Source organism: Bradyrhizobium sp. Leo170 (assembly GCF_004296405.1).
GTDB lineage: Bacteria > Pseudomonadota > Alphaproteobacteria > Rhizobiales > Xanthobacteraceae > Bradyrhizobium.
The window spans coordinates 1-17,236 of sequence record NZ_PSRR01000171.1; the positions used below are offsets into that span (position 1 = coordinate 1).

Below are 17,236 nucleotides of genomic sequence, written 5' to 3' on the forward strand. Positions count from 1 at the left end.
CGAGCCCGGAATCCATTTCTCCGCCAGCGCAAGTGGTTGAATGGATTCCGGGCTCGCCGCTTCGCGCGCCCCGGAATGACGGAGAGTGGGGAGTCCGTGGCTATCCCTCGAGACGCCGCTTCGCGGCTCCTCGGGATGAGGACGCGAGGCAGCGGGCTAACCTGCCGCCTCATCCGAGAGCGAGCTTGCTTCCAGCCATTCTTCCTCGGCGCGCTGCAGTGCGGTTTCTGCGCCGGCGCGCGCCTGGGCGAGTTGTGCGGCCTGCTTCGGATCGCGCGTGAACAGGTCCGGCAGCGCGAGTGCGGTGTCGATCTTGGCAATGATGCCGGTGATGCGTTCGATCTCGGCTTCGGCTTGCGCGATCCGCTGCTTCGGCGGGATGCGCTTCTCGCTTTTCGGACGCTCGGGCTTGGTGCTCTCCTTGCTGCGTTCGCGCGAAGCCGGGCGTATCTCATTCGCGGACAATATCGTCCTGCGATAGTCGTCGAGATCGCCGTCATAGCTCGTCACGGTGTGGTTGGCGACGACCCAGAGCCGGTCGGCGCAGGCCTCGATCAGGTAGCGGTCGTGCGAGACCATCAGCACGGCGCCGGGAAAATCATTGATCGCTTCGGCGAGCGCGGCGCGGCTGTCGATGTCGAGATGGTTGGTCGGCTCGTCCAGGATGATCATGTTGGGCGCGGCGAAGGTCGCGAGGCCGAGCAGCAGCCGTGCCTTCTCGCCGCCCGACAGGCTCTTCACCAGCGTATCCCCCGCCTTGCCGGAAAAGCCGATGGCGCCGACGCGGGCGCGCACCTTGCTCTCCGGCGCATCGGGCATCAGCTTGCGGATATGGTCGTAGGGCGAGCCGTCGAGATTGAGCTCGTCGACCTGATGCTGCGCGAAATAGCCGACCGAGAGCTTTTCCGCGCGCGTGACCTTGCCGGAGAACGGCGCGAGCCGGCCCGCCAGCAGCTTCACCAGGGTCGACTTGCCGTTGCCGTTGGCGCCTAACAGCGCAATGCGGTCGTCGGTATCGATGCGCAGCGTCACGCGGTTCAGCACCGGCTTGTCCGCATCATAGCCGACAGCGACGTCATCGACGGCAATGATCGGCGGCGATAGCGTCCTCTCGGGCACCGGGAACGAGATCTCGTGCACGTCCTGCGTCACCAGCGCGGTGACCGGCTTCATCCGCTCCAGCATCTTCATGCGCGATTGCGCCTGGCGCGCCTTCGAAGCCTTGGCCTTGAAGCGGTCGACGAAGGCCTGCAGCCGCTTGCGCTCCTCGGCCTGGCGCTTGGCGTGCTTGGCATCGAGCATTTCGCGCGTGGCGCGCTGTTCCTCGAACGAGGAATAAGTCCCCTTGTAGAGCGTCAGCCTGCGGTGATCGAGATGCAGGATCTGGTCCACCGAGGTATCGAGCAGGTCGCGGTCATGGCTGATCACGATCACGGTACGCGGATAGTGCGCAAGATGATCCTCCAGCCACAGCGTGCCTTCGAGGTCGAGATAGTTGGTCGGCTCGTCCAGCAGCAACAGATCGGGCGCCGCAAACAGCGTCGCGGCGAGCGCAACCCGCATGCGCCAGCCGCCGGAAAACTCGGCGCATGGCCGCGCCTGGTCGGCCGCCGAAAAGCCGAGGCCGCCGAGAATTGCGGCCGCGCGGGCAGGGGCGGAATGGGCGTCGATGTCGACGAGCCGGGTCTGGATTTCCGCGATCCGGTGCGGATCGTGCGCCGTCTCGGCTTCGCGCAGCAGCGCGTCGCGCTCGATATCTGCCTTCAGCACGATCTCGATCAGGCTTTCCGGACCATTGGGTGCTTCCTGCGCCAGGCTGCCGATCCGCCAGCGCGGCGGAATGGTGATGCTGCCGGCTTCGAGCTGAAGATCGCCGCGGATGGCATGAAACAATGTCGACTTGCCGACGCCATTGCGGCCGACAAAGCCGACACGGGCGCCGGGAATGATCTGTACCGAGCTGTTCTCGATCAGAAGCCGCCCGGCGATGCGGACGGAGATGTTGGAGATGGAAAGCATACGGCGTTGTCACCGGAGCCGCCGCCAAACGCAACCCATCAATCCGGTAAATTATGCTCCAGCTTTTCAACTTTGCAGAGTTGCCCGAGCCCAACCTCGAGGGCGGCCTCCTTCAATGCAGGCCGTCTTCCTCGCGCCGGCGCATCTCGTCCAAGAGATGCTGCAAATGAGAGGTCAGCGAGGTCTCCGGGCGCAAGCTTTGCTGCAGCCGTTCGCCGACCGCGTCGCAAATGGACCGGCAGGTCTTGTGATCGAGCAGCTCAAAATCTGCGTGGCTTCGGCTATTCATACTCAGTCTCTCGGCAAGTTCCACCTCGCCTTGCTTGAACGAAGTTCGCAAGGTCAAGTCCCGAGTGCCGAATTTGTTTCCGATCGTTGCATCTCCGTGGCCTCTTTCACAGGTAGCAAACCAGCGGGTTCCATGCGCAAAAAAAGCCCCGGCATTGTGGCCGGGGCGCTCAAGTCTTGGGGGAGCTCAGGTCAGGTCAATAGCAGCGGTTGATGAGGCGCCAGCGGGGGCCCCAAGGGGTCGGCACCAGGCGCCGCGTGTAGCAGCCGCCATAGGCGGGGCCGCCGTAGTAGGCGGGGCCGCCGACAACGACGCGCGGACCCCAGCCCCAGCCGCGATGCCCGCCACCGTGCCAACCGTCCCACGCCGAGGCGGAGGTCGGCACCAGCGCAGCCGCGCCGAGCGAGGCCGCGGCAAGAGCGACAAGCGAGAATTTACGTAGCATGGTCGTCTCCTCGAGTTTCGGCGCGGTCGGAAGCGCCGGCGGTGACAATGTCTCCTGTGACGCCCTCGCTTTGGCTGTGTGGACAAGCTTCGAAGGCGTCCGATCGATGAAGAGCTTAGGCCGCGCGGTCTGAACGGGAGCGCGACGGCAGCTACAGAATGGGTTCACGTTCGTGAAATTGTCGTAATCCGGCCTGGTTAACCCTGAGCCGCCCGAAGGCCGATGCCGATCCCTGGCCGCCAAATCGTGCCGAAACCAGATCATGATCCGATTAGACGGATCGGATCATGATCTCATCTCTTTGTTTGAGCGTGATCTTTTCGGAAAACCGATTTCCACTTTTCCGGATCATGCTCTAAGGCCAGGGCGACACCGGGTCGCTTGCCGTTGCGGGATCACGCCGATATAAGCCCCGCAACTCGTTAACCAGCGTTTGCAAGGACGATATCATGGCGATTGAACGCACTTTCTCGATCATCAAGCCCGACGCGACGGAGCGTAACCTGACCGGCGCGGTCAACGCACTGATCGAGAAGGCCGGGCTCCGGATCGTGGCCCAGAAGCGGATTCGCATGACCCGCGGGCAGGCCGAGACCTTTTATGCCGTCCACAAGGCGCGCCCGTTCTTCGGCGAGCTGGTCGAGTTCATGACCTCCGGCCCGGTCGTGGTCCAGGTGCTGGAAGGCGAGGGGGCGATCGCCAAATATCGCGACGTGATGGGCGCCACCGACCCGTCCAAGGCCGCCGAAGGCACGATCCGCAAGCTCCATGCGAAATCGATCGGCGAGAATTCTGTGCATGGATCCGATGCCCCGGAGACGGCCGTGATCGAGATCGCGCAGTTCTTCTCGGGCAACGAGATCGTCGGCTAGGGCATTTTCGGTTCTGATTGAATCAGGACCGAAGCTCTGGATTTTAGTTTTGACGCGTTTTCTTCAGGCGAACCGGTATCCACTTCGCTCGAGAACGCTCTAAAGCGTGATGACTTTTCTTCGAATCGTCATCCCGCTTTAGCTCTTTGTTTGAGCATGATCTTCCTGCGCAAACGCTTCGCGTTTGTCGCGAGGGAAAACCGGTATCCGCTTTTCCGGATCGTGCTCTAATACAACGAAGTTGCGGCGGCTTGAGCGTCGCCAGGGGTGGTCGCAAGGCCGAAAGGAAGCGCTGTGGACTGGCTGTGGCAGATCGTTGATCCCGCGAACCTCGCGGCTTTCTTCACGCAGTTCAAGAGCGAGATGGCGACCACGACGTTCTGGGTCGCCGTCAGCAAGATTATCTGGATCAATGTGTTGTTGTCGGGCGACAACGCATTGGTGATCGCGCTGGCCTGCCGCGGGCTCGCGCCGCGCCAGCGATTGTGGGGCATGATCTTCGGCGCGGCGGCCGCGGTGATTCTGCGCATCATCTTCACCGGCATCGTAGCGACCTTGATGGAATTCCCTTACCTCAAGCTCGTCGGCGGGTTGGCGCTGATCGTGATCGCGGCAAAGCTGCTCGTTCCCGAACACGAGGACGAGGACAGCGTGGATGCGGCCGCGCATCTGTGGGCGGCGGTGCAGATCGTCGTCGTCGCCGACATTGTCATGAGCCTCGACAACGTGATCGCGGTTGCCGCCGCGGCCAATGGCAGCGTGCCGCTTCTGGTGTTGGGTCTTGCGATCAGCGTACCCCTGATCGTCGCGGGCGCGGCGCTGATCATGGCGCTGCTCAACAAGCTGCCGGTGCTGGTCTGGGCCGGCGCGGCGCTGCTCGGGTGGATCGCCGGCGATGTGATCGCGACCGATCCGGCGGTCGATCCGAAGCTCGATGCGCTGTTTGCCGGACCGGTCGGCGGCGCGCTCGATTCCTGGCTGGGGGCGCTCGGCATCGGTCCGCATTTTGCCGGCGGCGGCCATGGCGGCGAGATCGCGCTGGCGCTGCTTGGCGTCATCGTGGTGCTGGTCGTCGGATCGATCTGGCGCCGACGCGCAATGCATCACGCCGAGCGGGCCGCCAAGGCGGCCTGACTCACGTGGGCATGGTCTGCTCGGAAAACCTTTTCGGGGCTATGCTCTAGGGACGGCGATACGTTCGCCAGACCTCCACATGGCTTGGCGTGACCGGCTTGTTGTCGGCGTCCCTGAAGACGCCGGTCCAGGGGTTGCCGACCCAGACCGTAATGGGCTGGACGCACCGCTGCAGTCCCCTGCCGATACTGATTTCCTTCAGCAGCTTTGTGATCGTGGCATCGAGATCGGCATTTCCAGCCGATCCACGAGTTGGCTCCGCTGCACGTTTCCGAGGTCGTCGAACCAGAGCTGGGCCTGGGCCTGGAACTTGCGGCTGTCCGCTCTCGCGTTGCGCTCGACCACGTTGCGGAGTTGCGAGGTGATCATCGTGAGATAGGGGCTGGCGGTGCCGCAGCCGCTGCCTCCGCCGTTGTCACCGTCCCCGCCGATGAGAGTGCCGGCGTTGGATCCCTTCGGCAGAGCGGCCTGCCTCCAATCGGGAGGCGCGTCCAGGCTCAACGGATCCGACACCGGGGGCAGTTTTGTCTTCGGCTGCGGCGGCGCGGGCTTCGGTGTCGGCGCGGCTGCGACGGAATCCCGGCGATTGTTCACCACCTTCTTCGGGGGGACCGGGACGGATGGCGGCGCCTGCAGAGTGCGCTGCGTCGTCTCCTTCGCCGGCTCGGGAGGCCGCTGCGGAGGTGGCGGGGGAACAAGCAGAAGCTGGATGATCGCCGGCTCCCGCCGCGCGGGCTCGGGGCTACGGAGAGCCATCCAGATCAGCGCGAACAGGCCGAGCGCCAGCAGCAGGGCCACAGCAATCATCGCCACCGTCGACCAGCGCTCGCGCCAGACGTCGAGCGTGGCGTATCGCTGCAGCGCCTGAATGTCCTGCATCGCTCCTCCACTGTGCCGCGATCGGCGGACAGCATGTAGCCCGGGTGGAGCGGAACGCGTAACCCGGGACACCTGCAGCCGCGTTGCGAGCGACCCCCGGGTTACGCTGGCGCTTCACCCGGGCTACGGCACTCTTTGTTTGAGCATGATCTCCGCGCAAACGCTTCGCGTTTGTCGCGAGGGAAAACCGGTTTCCACTTTTCCGGATCATGCTCTAGCGCCGCACGATCGAACCGGTGCGCCCGACCAGACGCGCCAGTTGCTTGAAGCGGCTGCCGACGCGGTCGGCGACGAGATCGACCATCCGGTGCTCAAACACCAGCATGAGTTTACGTCCGTCGGTGCGGAAATGCGTCGACGGCAGTACGCCGGGTCGTGCTGCCGAGATCAGGTGAGCGACGCGAAACGCGGCGCCAAGCAGGCGCGCGCGTTCGAGCATCGTATGCGGCACCATCTCCTGCACGATTTCCGGCGGTTCGTTCTCCAGGCTCAAGCCGGCGTAGCGGTAGAACACCGAGAGCGCGACGAAGGTGCGGCCCTGATGGGTAATGGAGCCGAAATTGCCGTTGGTGATGAGGCTGAGCGTCTCCTCGCCGCGGTGATCGGGATGCACGCGCCAGCCGATATCAGACAACAGGCAGGCGGCATGACGCAGCCTGCGGTCCTCGTCGGTCTCGCGCAGCCTCACGACACGCACGAGCCGATCGGTCCAGGCGATCAGTTCCTCGGCATGGCGCGCCGACCGCGAGAGCAGGCCGTTCATCGTCTGCGCTGCGCAGATCAGGCCATCCTTGGCGCGCTCGGCTGGCGGCAGCATTTCGTAGAACAGGCCTTCGCGCACGCCGAAGGTGGAGAACACGATCGTCTTCGGCTTTGCCACCCGGATGATGTATTCAAGAACGAGCGCGGCGTAGGTGAGCAGCGGCCGCCGCGCGTCGGCCACAGCCTCGATATTGGCGAGCATGTTGGTTGCCGCCAGCCGGCGCAAGCGCTGCGCGAAATCGAGCGCGTCGGCGGCGGGAATCGAATAGCCATGCATCACCTTGAGCGGATAGCCGCTCTGGATGATGTGGATGCGCGCCAGCGCGCGCCAGGTGCCGCCGACCGCGTAGAAATTGCGGCCGCGGCCCGCCTTGAGCTGCGGAACCTCAGACAGCTCGTTGCGGACGATGCGCTCGGCGCGTTTCAGCGATTTGTCCGAGAGGTCCTGCAGCGCAAGGCTGCCGAGCGGCAGCGTCACGCCGCTGTGGACGCGATTGCCCTTGACGTCGATCAGTTCGACCGAGCCGCCGCCGAGATCGCCGACGATGCCGTCGGGCTTGTGCACGCCGGAGACGACGCCCAGGGCGGAGAGCTTGGCTTCCCGTGGGCCCGATAGAATTTCGATCCGCGTTCCGCAGATGCGCTCGGCCTCGGCGATGAAATCAGCACCGTTCCTGGCGTCGCGACAGGCCGCTGTCGCGATCGCATAGACGCGGCCGACCCTCTGGACCCGGCACAGCGCGCGAAACCGCCGCAGCGCCGTCAGCGCTTTTGCGACCGCATCCTCCGCAAGAAGCCCCGTGCTCTGCACCTCGCGGCCGAGACCACACAGCGCCTTCTCGTTGAACAGCGTGATGAGGCTGCGCGACAGCGACTCGTAGATCACGAGACGCACCGAGTTGGAGCCAATATCGATGACAGCGACGCTGATAGCGCGCTTGCGCGGTCGCTTCACCGGAAAGTCCCCTTGTGGTGGCTAGCGCTCGTTGCGGCGAGTAAGTCGGCGGGGCGAAGATTCCTTGAGAGACTTTCCACGGCCCGACAGACTTGGATTCGTCATGAAGTAATTATGAAGGTTGAAAGGCTCTTCGCCTTTCGCGGCCTTCATACGCGTTGACGATCCGTCGGGCAACAATCGCCAGCTCTGCTCGGTGTCCTTCAGATTCGCGACCATGATCTGTTCGAGAACCTGCTGATGCACCGTGGGATTTTGCAGCGGACACAGCACTTCGACACGGCGGTCGAGGTTCCTCGGCATCATGTCGGCAGAGGAGATATACACAGCCGCTTTTGCGCTGGGCAGGCCATATCCCATGCCGAAGCAATAGATTCGGCCGTGTTCCAGGAAGCGGCCGATCACCGATTTGACGCGGATGTTCTCGGAAAGCCCGGGCAGGCCCGGCCTGAGGCAGCAGATGCCGCGCACCACGAGTTCGATCGGCACTCCCGCTTGCGATGCTTCATAGAGCGCGTCGATGATGTCGGGGTCGACCAGCGAGTTCATCTTCATCCAGATCGCGGCCGGGCGGCCGTGTCGCGCATGGTTGCTCTCGCCCTGGATATGCTCGATCATGCGCTTGCGCAGCGTGAGCGGCGACACCGCCATCTTCTCGATGTCGCTCGGCTCGGCATAGCCGGTGATGTAGTTGAACACACGCGCGGCGTCGCGGCCGATGATCGGGTCTGACGTGAAGTAGGAGAGATCGGTGTAGATGCGCGCGGTCACCGGATGGTAGTTGCCGGTGCCGGTGTGGACATAGGTCGTGAGATTGCCGCCCTCGCGGCGCACCACCATCGATAATTTGGCGTGGGTCTTGAGCTCGATGAAGCCGTAGACCACCTGCACGCCGGCGCGCTCGAGGTCGCGCGCCCAGCGGATGTTCGCTTCCTCGTCGAAGCGCGCCTTCAGCTCGATCAGCGCCGTGACCGACTTGCCGGCTTCAGCCGCTTCGGCGAGCGCGCGCACGATCGGCGAATTCTGCGAGGTGCGATAGAGCGTCTGCTTGATGGCGACGACGTCGGGGTCGCGGGCGGCCTGCTGCAGGAACTGCACCACGACGTCGAAGGATTCGTAGGGGTGGTGGACGATCAGGTCCTTCTGCCGGATCGCGGCGAAGATATCACCGCCATGGTCGCGCACCCGTTCCGGATGACGCGGCACATAGGGTGTGAATTCGAGATCGGGCCGGTCGAGCCGGGTGAGTTGCGACAGCTCGTTCATGGCCAGCACGCCGTCGACCAGGAAAACCTCGTCGTCGGCGGCGTTGAGCGCGTGCTGCACGAACAGGCGCAGCTCTTCCGGCATCTTGGCCTCGATCTCCAGCCGGATCACCGATCCGCGCCGACGTCGCTTCAGCGCGGTCTCGAACGTGCGGACGAGGTCTTCGGCTTCTTCCTCGATTTCGATTTCGGAGTCGCGGATGACGCGGAAGGCGCCCTGGCCGTTGACCGTGTAGCCCGGGAACAGGCGCCCGATGAAGAGGCCGGTGGCCTGCTCCAACGTGATCAGGCGCAGCCGGCCATCACTGGGGATGCGGATGAAGCGGTCGATCTTGCCGGGCATGCGGATCAGCGCGTTCATCGCCTTGCCGTCGGAGACCCGGGATAATTGCAGGGCCACCGTGAAGCCGAGGTTCGGAATGAACGGGAAGGGATGCGCCGGATCGATCGCGAGCGGCGTCAGCAGCGGGAAGATGCTGTGCAGGAAATGATCCTCGATCCAGGCCCGCTCCGTCTTGGTGACGTCCCGCCCATCGACGAGGTTGATGCCGACTTCCGAGAGCATCGTGCGCAGGTCGCTCCAGATCGCCTGCTGGTCGGAGGCGAGCTTGGAAACGGTCTGGTTGATCAGGACGAGCTGTTCGGATGGCGTCAGGCCATCGGGGCTGCGCTCCGGGATGCCTTCACGGACCTGCGCCTTGATACCGGCGACGCGGACCATGAAGAACTCGTCGAGGTTGTTGGCGGATATCGACAGGAATCTCACCCGCTCGAGCGCGGGATGGCCGGGATTGACGGCCTCTTCCAGCACGCGGCGATTGAAATGCAGCCAGGAAAGCTCGCGGTTGATGAAGCGTTCGGGGCTCGTCGCGACCGCCGGCAGCCTCTCAGCAACCTGTTCTTTCTCTTGTACTTCAATAGGTTGTGCCGATTCCATGAAGTTCTCGATCCATTCGCGTTCAGGGCCAGAGCCACTCAAGCAAAGGCAACGCAAACCTTGTGATAAGGGGATGACGTTTCGATGACATTGACGTTCTCCGCGCCAGCGCCGTCAAGTCACAGGGTCAGGCGTTGCGCCACAGTTCCGCCGCCAGCGCCCGGGTCACCGGCCGCCCGAGCCGCAGCGCCTCGGTGTCGAGCAGTTCCACCGCCTGGCGGGCGGCGGCGTAGGAGCGCTCGATCCGGCTGGCGAGATAGCTCACCAGTGATTCGTCCACGGTCATCTGGCGGTCCGTGCAGTATTTGACGATCAGGCCGCGAAACAAGAGATCGTCTGGCGGCAACAATGACACGGTCGGCACCGCACGCAGCCGTGACCGGAGGTCGCGCAATTCGATCTCGAACGCCGACGGCGGAATGCGAGCGGTCATCAGCACGAAGGCTTCGTCCTGGCGGGCGAGATTGAGCAGGTGAAACATCGCGCGCTCGTCGAAGCCGTGCGGGTTCAAGTCTTCGACAACGAGTGCACCGGTCGCGAGGTCCGCCGGCACGGTCTCGGCCGACAGTGCGTGCGCCGCTGTCGAGCGCGCGCCGGCCCGCTCGGCCCAGATCGCGGCGAGGTGGCTTTTCCCCGATCCTTCGGGGCCGACCAGCAGCATGATGCGGTTCGGCCAGTCGGGCCAGCTCTCGATCAGAGCGAGGCCGGCCTCATTCGCCGTTCCCTCGAGGAAGTCGTCGCGGGTCAGGCTCTCCGCATGCGGCAGCGCCAACGCAAGCTGACGAGGGTGAACGCTACCTGCCACGCAAAAACTCTCCGGGGCTTTCATTCTCTTGACGCGTTTTCTGCGCAGATAAGTCTACGCAATCTGCGTAAACTTGATTGCTATGCGAACCGGTGCCCACTTCGCTCGAAAACGCTCTTAGCTCGAAAGCGCTCTAGCGCGCTTCGATCGTGCTCATGTGCCGCACCCACTCCACGAGATAGAGGGAGACGGAAACCAAAGTAAAGATGGTGACAAATCCCATCAGGATCAGATCATAAGGCCTTGGCTGGAAACCGAAACCGAGCGAGGCCAGCACCAGGGCTGCGAAGGCAACCTGAGCCCCCGTGTTAAGTTTCGAGACCATCAGCGGTTTTATCTCGACCGGCTTGTCGAACAGCCAGGACACGATCACCGCCGCCACGATCATGATGTCGCGCGACACCACGAGGATGACAAGCCAGCGCGGCACCGCGCCCCAGATCCCGAGCGCCACATAGATCGACACCAGCAGCGCCTTGTCGGCGAGCGGATCGAGCAGGGCGCCGAGCTCGCTCGTCATGTTGAAGCGCTTGGCGAGGAAACCGTCGACGGCGTCGCTGACGCCGGCAATCACGAAGATCGCAAACGCGATTTCCATCTGGCTGGAGACGATCGCCCAGACGATGACCGGCACCAGAATGATGCGGCCCAGCGTGATGATATTGGGTATGCTCAACTCGGTCGCTTCCCGGCTACCGGCCTGAATTCACGGAAGATTCGGCCCCTCTGGGGGCTGAGCCGGTCGTTATCTACATAGTATACCGCCTGCCGCCTTGCGAGCCATTGCGCGGGGGCGGAATTCCTCGTAACCAGCCGTCTTCAACTGGAATTTTGCATGACCGAGCGCAAGAACGGCCTCACTTACGCGGATTCCGGCGTCGACATCGATGCGGGCAACCGGCTGGTCGATCTGATCAAGCCGATGGTCCGTGCCACCGCGCGCGCCGGTGCGGACGCCGAGATCGGCGGCTTCGGCGGCCTGTTCGATCTGAAGGCGGCCGGCTTCAAGGACCCCGTGCTGGTGGCCGCGACCGATGGTGTCGGCACCAAGGTCAAGATCGCGATCGAGACCGGGCTGCATGATGGGATCGGCATCGACCTGGTGGCGATGTCGGTCAACGACCTCGTCGTGCAGGGCGCGGAACCGCTGTTCTTCCTGGACTATTTCGCCTGCGGCAAGCTCGATCCGGAGGCGACGGCTGCGATCGTCGCGGGCGTCGCCGAGGGTTGCCGCGAATCCGGCTGCGCGCTGATCGGCGGCGAGACCGCGGAGATGCCGGGGCTCTACAAGGACGGCGATTATGACCTCGCCGGGTTTGCGGTCGGGGCCGCCGAGCGCGGGACGCTCTTGCCGCGACCGGATATCGCCATTGGCGATGCCGTGATCGGCCTGGCTTCGTCCGGCGTTCACTCCAACGGATTTTCGCTGGTGCGCAAGATCGTCGAGCAGTCGTGCGTCAGCTTCGACGCGCCGGCGCCGTTCTCGCCGGTCATGACGCTCGGCGGCGCGCTGCTGACGCCGACCAAGCTCTACGTCAAATCCTGCCTGCGCGCGATCCGCGAGACCGGGGCGATCAAGGGGCTGGCGCACATTACCGGCGGCGGCTTCACCGACAACATTCCGCGGGTGCTGCCGAAGCACCTGGGTGTCGGCATCGATCTCGCTCGGCTGCCGGTCCTGCCGGTGTTCAAATGGCTGGCAGAAGCGGGCGGTATCGCCGAGCTCGAGCTGCTGCGCACCTTCAACTGCGGCATCGGCATGATCGCGATCGTGAAAGCGGATGCGGTCGATCGGGTCATGGAGGTCTTCACCGAAAGTGGCGAGACCGCGACGTTGCTCGGTGAGGTGATCCACGCGACCGGCGAGCATCGCGTGGTCTACAACGGCCATCTCGATCTTTCGCAATGAAGCGCAGAGTCGCCATCCTGATTTCCGGGCGCGGATCGAACATGGTCGCGCTGATCGAGGCTGCAAAGGCGGACGACTTTCCGGCCGAGATCGTCGTGGTGATCTCCAACCGCGCCGACGCCGCCGGCCTCGCCAAGGCAAGCGCGAGCGGCATTCCGACCATCGTCATCGAGAGCAAGCCGTTCGGCAAGGACCGCGCCGGCTTCGAGGCGATGCTGCAGCGCGCGCTCGACGAGAAGAACGTCGAGCTGATCTGCCTCGGCGGCTTCATGCGGCTGTTCACGGCCGAATTCGTGCAGCGCTGGTACGGCAGGATGCTCAACATCCATCCGTCGCTATTGCCGTGCTTCCCCGGCCTCGATCCGCATGGCCAGGCGCTTAAGGCCGGGGTGAAGATCTCGGGCGCCACCGTGCATTTCGTGATCCCGGAGACCGATGCCGGGCCGATCGTGGTGCAGGGCGCGGTCGCGGTCGCCGATGACGATACGCCGGTGACGCTGGCGGCCCGCGTCATCCAGATCGAGCACCAGATCTATCCGGAAGCGCTGCGGCTGCTTGCGGCAGGCCGGCTCACGCTGGAAGGCGATGTCTGCAAGACAGCGGGAAACGCAGCGTCAGACGGCACGCTGATTTCGCCCGCGGCAAGTTAGTGCAACGTCCGCGTCCGTCAAAGAAATCCCCCCGGGGTGATGCCGGGGGTAGTGCCAGAGCTGATCGTGACTGGAGTCTAGGAGACCTTGAGGTTTTCCGCGGATGCTTTGCCGCGGTTCTCCACTAGGTCGTACTCGACTGTTTGGTTTTCGTTGAGCGTAGAGAGTCCCGCACGCTCAACCGCCGAGATATGGACGAAGACGTCCCTGTCGCCGACGGCCGGCTTGATGAACCCATAACCCTTGGTTGGGTTGAACCACTTGACGGTACCCTTCGGCATCGCCTGTCTCCTCGTCTAGACGTAAAAAAGACGCGGCCACGCTTTGCGCGTGCCACGCCACAAACCGGTTTCCGGCAGTCTGATCAAAATCCGATTCTTAGACTTCAAGGTCACGAAACGCACAGTCGAACGGCCCAATCCGATTGTGCCGGAGATTGCAACACGAAAACTGCAAGTTAGCAAGCCTCTGGTGTGCCACGGAAAATCGGTGCTCCGCGGCAACGCCTGTGGCCGATCGACAACAATGCTGCGGCCTGAGGCGAAGTGTGCAAGGCCGGCTGATTGACGCTCCCGGTGAAGTAGGGGCAAATCGGCCGATATTTACAGCTGTTTTTACGCATTTTCAGGCTCGCGTCGTTTGGGAATTGAACACATGCGCTGCTCGTGGCGCCCGTCGGGGGCAAGCTCCGTCAGAGGCTGCCGCGGCCTCGCATGGGCGATTGCGGGCGCGCTTTGCCTGGCCATCGGCACGATCTGTTCGGCGCAGGCGCAATCGCGGCCGCCGACGCCTGCACCAACTCCGACCCCACCCCCGGCGGCGAGTCCAACGCCGAGCCCAAGTCCGACGCCGATCCCGTCGCCGACAGCCGGCATGGTTAACGCCGATCTCGCGGCGGGCTCGGCGATAGCCAATCTTGGCAGCAACTTCCTGGAGCGGATCGGCAACCAGGCGACCAACGGCTTCAACCGCATGGCGCGGACCAACCCCGGTGGAGGAGGTGCCTCCGAGAGCGTGGAGGCGCCGCGCTTCCGCACCTGGTTCGAGGGCTACGGCATTTCGGCGCGCAACGACGCCGTCGGGGATTTCGTCGGCGACCGCCGCAAAACCTGGGGCGGGGTGGCCGGCATCGGTGCGCGAATCGCGCCGGGCGTCAATCTCGGCTTCTCCGTCGACCAGAGCCGCACCGACATCGACGTGCCGCTCGCGCTGCAATCGGCGGCCATCGACCTGACCCAGCTTGGCGCCCACGCCACCGTCGACAAGGGGCCGTGGACCTGGGCGATGGCCGTCGTGCACGGCTTCGGCAACATCCACTCCAGTCGCGATACCGGTCTTGGTTTGGCCACGGCGGGTTACAACGCCAAGCTCGATGGCGCGCTGAGCGAGTTCAGTTATTACTGGGACAAGGACCAGAGCCGCATCGTGCCGAAGGCGAGCCTCGAATATGTCCGCGCCAGGACCGGATCATTCCAGGAGTTCGGCGGCCTCGATCCCGTCTTCGCCAGCGCCGCCACTGTGGAGCGGATGCGGGTGATGATCGGGGCGGAAGTCGGACACTACTGGATCTTCGACCAGAAGGTGTTCGACCTCTCGGCCTATGGCAAGTTCGTCGACAATGTCGCGCAGAACTTTGGCGATATCACCGTCAGCCTCGGCAGTCAGAGCATCACGCTGCAGGGCATTGCTGAAAGCCAGTATGGCGCGGATGCCGGCGCGGTGGCGTCGCTCAACCTGACCAATACCGCGCGGCTCTATCTCAACTACGACGGAAAATTCCGCGCCGCGATGCAGTCGCACCAGGGCGCTGTCGGCGTCGAGTTCAAGTGGTAGTCGCCTCGGTCGGGAAAGGCTTGGGCGCCACGTAGTTCTGCAATCCAAAATGCTCGCGCGATCCCACCATCAGCGGCGTCAGTTCGTCGGGATGGATGAATTCGTCGCGGAAGCAGGCATAGACCTTGGGATCGAAGATGCTCTTCAGCCATTCGATCATCAGCGTGTGGCGGTCCGAGTGGCGGAACTGGCGATGATAGCAGAGCCATAGATCCAGTTGATGGTTGACGCCGAGGTCGACCGCGACCAGCGGCGCGCCGAGCGCAATCACCGAACTCGGCAGGAAGCCGATTCCCGCGCCCTGTTCGACGGCGTAGAGCGCGGCCACGCTGGAATTGGTGGAGATGCCGACGATGCCCTCCAGCGAGTCCACGCCGAGGATCCGCTTGTAGGTGCCGTCGCCATGCGGCACGCCATCCTGCTTGACGATGCGATGATGCTTCAGCTCGTCGAGCGATGTCGGCAGGCCGTAGGCATCGCGATAGGCCTTCGAGGCGAAAGCGTGGATGTGTAACCGGCCGATCTTTGTCGCGATCAGTTCGGGATCGCTTGGCCGCTCGACCTGAAGCGAGATGTCCGCCTCTTGCCGCGGAACCTCAGTGCAGCCGGACACGCAACGCAGCTCGACGATGATGTTGCGGTGGGTCCGTTCGAACGTGATCAGCCGCGGCAGCACCCAGAAGTTCCCGGGTCCCTCGGTCACCGCGATCCGCACGGTGCCGCTCACCTCCGCCGGCGCACGCGCGCGCCTGACGACATTGAGGCTGAGACGCTCCATCTGCTCGACATCGAATAGCAGCGCCCGTCCTTCGCCGGTCAGCGCCAGTTGCGCTTCGTCGCGCGAAAACAGTTTGCAGCCGAGATCGTCCTCGAGCTTGTCGATCTTGCGCATCATTGCGGTTGCCGGCACGCCGAGGACGTCGGCGGCGCGGCTAAAGCTGCGGTTCCGTGCGCAGAGCAGGAACACCCGCAAATCTCCCCACTCAGGGCGAAGCGCGTCTTCAAGTTTCTTGCGCTGCATGGGCGCAGCGCTGCCGGCCAGATCATGCGGCATGCGTTTCTTGTCCCGTGTAAAGGGATGATGCCGCAACCTAGGCGATGAAGGTGCACAAAATGTTGCTTGCGACCTGGAATTTCAACATAAGTGCGCTAGGTCTGCGCAAGGCGATAACTACCCCGTTACTCCCTGGCGCGTTCCACCTTGACTACGCGTCCCTTGTCGATCGCAAGCGCCAGCCGGCCGTGCTTGAGCTTGAGCGCCGCCTCGCCGAATAATTCGCGCCGCCAGCCGTGCAGGGCGGCGACGTCGGCATGATCGTCGGCGGCGATCTGCTCGAGATCATCGACGGTCGCGATCACCTTGCTTGCGACCGCGTGTCGCTCCGACGTCATCCTGAGCAGCACCTTCAACAGTTCGACGATCGCTGCACCATTGGAATTGTTGCGCGGCTTCTCGATCTTCGGCAGTTTCGCGAAATCGCGGGCGAGCCCACGCTGCACGGCGGCGATGATGTCCGTGCCCCATTTCGAGCGCTCGAATCCTTTCGGCAGCGAGCGCAGGTTGGCAAGCTTGTCCAACGACGTCGGCGCATGTGTTGCGATATCGCCGACCGCCTCGTCCTTCAGCACGCGCGAGCGCGGCACGTCGCGGCTCTGCGCCTCCTGCTCGCGCCACGCGGCGACCTCGATCAGCACCGCGAGCTCGCGCGGCTTCCGCACTCTGGTTTTCAGCCGCTCCCAGGCGCGCTCCGGATGGAAGTCGTAGGTGCGGGGCGAGGTCAGGATCTCCATCTCCTCGCTGACCCAGTCGTTGCGGCCGCGCTTCTTCAGGTCCGCGTCGAGCGCGGTGAAGACGTCGCGCAAATGCGTGACGTCGGCGACGGCGTATTGAGTCTGCTCGGCGCTGAGCGGCCGGCGCGACCAGTCGGTGAAGCGGTGGGTCTTGTCCGGCCGATGGCCGGTGATGCGCTCGACGAGCTGGTCATAGGCGATGCTGTCGCCATAGCCGAGCACCATGGCCGCAACCTGTGTGTCGAAGATCGGGTGCGGGATGGTGTTGGCGCGGTGCCAGACGATCTCGATGTCCTGCCGGGCGGCGTGGAACACCTTCAGCACCTGCTCGTTGGCCATCAACTCGAAGAAAGGTGTCAGGTCGATGCCGGGGGCGAGGGCGTCGATCACGACGGCCTCATCCGGGCTCGCCATTTGCAGCACGCAGAGTAGGGGGTAGTAGGTCGTCTCCCGCAGGAACTCGGTGTCGACGGTGATGACGGGGTGGGCGGCCAAGCGGTCGCAGGCCGCCTGCAGTTCCCAGGTGGTGTTAATCAGATCCATGAACAGTCCATGACGCTTCCGACACGCGTTCTGCCGAAAGCGCAGGTATGTCAAGGGGCTTGGCTGCAATTCTGGCCCTGCATAGGCTCAGGTCAGACCGCGGGGAACAGGCCGCGGAGGCGCCGGCCGGGCGAAAACAGTGGTCGGG

17 protein-coding genes are annotated in these 17,236 nt (G+C 64.0%); 6 read left to right on the plus strand and 11 right to left on the minus strand.

Going from position 1 to position 17,236, the window contains the following annotated elements:
* Window positions 1–156: 156 nt before the first annotated feature.
* The 3 genes from abc-f to CWO89_RS25425 form a co-directional block, all read right to left on the minus strand.
* Window positions 157–2,019 (minus strand): ribosomal protection-like ABC-F family protein, encoded by a 1,863-nt coding sequence (gene abc-f, locus CWO89_RS25415; protein WP_130581397.1) that lies wholly within the window; start codon window positions 2,017–2,019, stop codon window positions 157–159.
* A gap of 112 nt (window positions 2,020–2,131) precedes the next feature.
* A complete protein-coding gene (locus CWO89_RS25420; RefSeq protein WP_130581398.1) occupies window positions 2,132–2,332 on the minus strand; it encodes a hypothetical protein in 201 nt (66 codons plus the stop codon).
* Between the two features lie 172 nt (window positions 2,333–2,504).
* Entirely contained in the window at window positions 2,505–2,753 is a 249-nt protein-coding gene (locus CWO89_RS25425; RefSeq protein ID WP_130581399.1) for a sulfur globule protein precursor, read from the minus strand.
* 449 nt (window positions 2,754–3,202) lie between these two features.
* On the opposite strand from CWO89_RS25425, the gene ndk reads away from it, so the two are divergent.
* Together ndk and CWO89_RS25435 are read left to right on the plus strand one after the other, a co-directional pair.
* Window positions 3,203–3,625 (plus strand): nucleoside-diphosphate kinase, encoded by a 423-nt coding sequence (ndk, locus tag CWO89_RS25430; RefSeq protein ID WP_130581400.1) that lies wholly within the window; start codon window positions 3,203–3,205, stop codon window positions 3,623–3,625.
* A 294-nt stretch (window positions 3,626–3,919) separates the two neighbouring features.
* Window positions 3,920–4,759, plus strand: a complete 840-nt coding sequence (locus tag CWO89_RS25435; RefSeq protein WP_130581401.1) for a TerC family protein — start codon at window positions 3,920–3,922, stop codon at window positions 4,757–4,759.
* A gap of 198 nt (window positions 4,760–4,957) precedes the next feature.
* Here CWO89_RS25435 and CWO89_RS25440 read toward each other — a convergent pair whose 3' ends face one another.
* The 5 genes from CWO89_RS25440 to CWO89_RS25460 form a co-directional block, all read right to left on the minus strand.
* The gene (locus tag CWO89_RS25440; RefSeq protein WP_130581402.1) at window positions 4,958–5,638 is read right to left on the minus strand and encodes a hypothetical protein; all 681 of its coding nucleotides are present in this window, start codon (window positions 5,636–5,638) and stop codon (window positions 4,958–4,960) included.
* Between the two features lie 214 nt (window positions 5,639–5,852).
* Window positions 5,853–7,355 (minus strand): exopolyphosphatase, encoded by a 1,503-nt coding sequence (ppx, locus tag CWO89_RS25445; RefSeq protein ID WP_130581403.1) that lies wholly within the window; start codon window positions 7,353–7,355, stop codon window positions 5,853–5,855.
* A 21-nt stretch (window positions 7,356–7,376) separates the two neighbouring features.
* Window positions 7,377–9,557 carry an RNA degradosome polyphosphate kinase gene (locus tag CWO89_RS25450; protein ID WP_130581404.1) on the minus strand — a complete coding sequence of 727 codons (2,181 nt, stop codon included), beginning with the start codon at window positions 9,555–9,557 and terminating at the stop codon, window positions 7,377–7,379.
* Window positions 9,558–9,684: 127 nt separating this feature from the next.
* On the minus strand, window positions 9,685–10,362 hold the full coding sequence (locus CWO89_RS25455; protein ID WP_130581405.1) for a P-loop NTPase family protein: 678 nt from the start codon (window positions 10,360–10,362) through the stop codon (window positions 9,685–9,687).
* Window positions 10,363–10,495: 133 nt separating this feature from the next.
* Window positions 10,496–11,038, minus strand: a complete 543-nt coding sequence (locus tag CWO89_RS25460) for a CDP-alcohol phosphatidyltransferase family protein (RefSeq protein ID WP_028165891.1) — start codon at window positions 11,036–11,038, stop codon at window positions 10,496–10,498.
* Between the two features lie 159 nt (window positions 11,039–11,197).
* Between CWO89_RS25460 and purM the strand changes: the two genes are divergently transcribed.
* Entirely contained in the window at window positions 11,198–12,271 is a 1,074-nt protein-coding gene (purM, locus tag CWO89_RS25465) for a phosphoribosylformylglycinamidine cyclo-ligase (protein WP_130581406.1), read from the plus strand.
* Entirely contained in the window at window positions 12,268–12,921 is a 654-nt protein-coding gene (gene purN / locus CWO89_RS25470) for a phosphoribosylglycinamide formyltransferase (RefSeq protein ID WP_130581407.1), read from the plus strand. Before purM ends, purN begins: the two co-directional genes overlap by 4 nt.
* A gap of 77 nt (window positions 12,922–12,998) precedes the next feature.
* Here purN and CWO89_RS25475 read toward each other — a convergent pair whose 3' ends face one another.
* Complete coding sequence (locus CWO89_RS25475; RefSeq protein WP_130581408.1) at window positions 12,999–13,202, minus strand: cold-shock protein; 204 nt, start codon at window positions 13,200–13,202, stop codon at window positions 12,999–13,001.
* A 384-nt stretch (window positions 13,203–13,586) separates the two neighbouring features.
* Between CWO89_RS25475 and CWO89_RS48090 the strand changes: the two genes are divergently transcribed.
* Window positions 13,587–13,802 (plus strand): hypothetical protein, encoded by a 216-nt coding sequence (locus CWO89_RS48090; protein ID WP_245476553.1) that lies wholly within the window; start codon window positions 13,587–13,589, stop codon window positions 13,800–13,802.
* Entirely contained in the window at window positions 13,795–14,754 is a 960-nt protein-coding gene (locus tag CWO89_RS25480) for an autotransporter outer membrane beta-barrel domain-containing protein (RefSeq protein WP_245476563.1), read from the plus strand. The genes CWO89_RS48090 and CWO89_RS25480 overlap by 8 nt, the downstream gene beginning before the upstream one ends.
* Here CWO89_RS25480 and CWO89_RS25485 read toward each other — a convergent pair.
* Window positions 14,744–15,808 (minus strand): LysR family transcriptional regulator, encoded by a 1,065-nt coding sequence (locus CWO89_RS25485; protein ID WP_245476572.1) that lies wholly within the window; start codon window positions 15,806–15,808, stop codon window positions 14,744–14,746. The two genes, CWO89_RS25480 and CWO89_RS25485, sit on opposite strands and share 11 nt — an antisense overlap.
* A 125-nt stretch (window positions 15,809–15,933) precedes the next feature.
* On the minus strand, window positions 15,934–17,088 hold the full coding sequence (rnd, locus tag CWO89_RS25490; protein WP_130581410.1) for a ribonuclease D: 1,155 nt from the start codon (window positions 17,086–17,088) through the stop codon (window positions 15,934–15,936).
* Window positions 17,089–17,236: the final 148 nt, after the last annotated feature.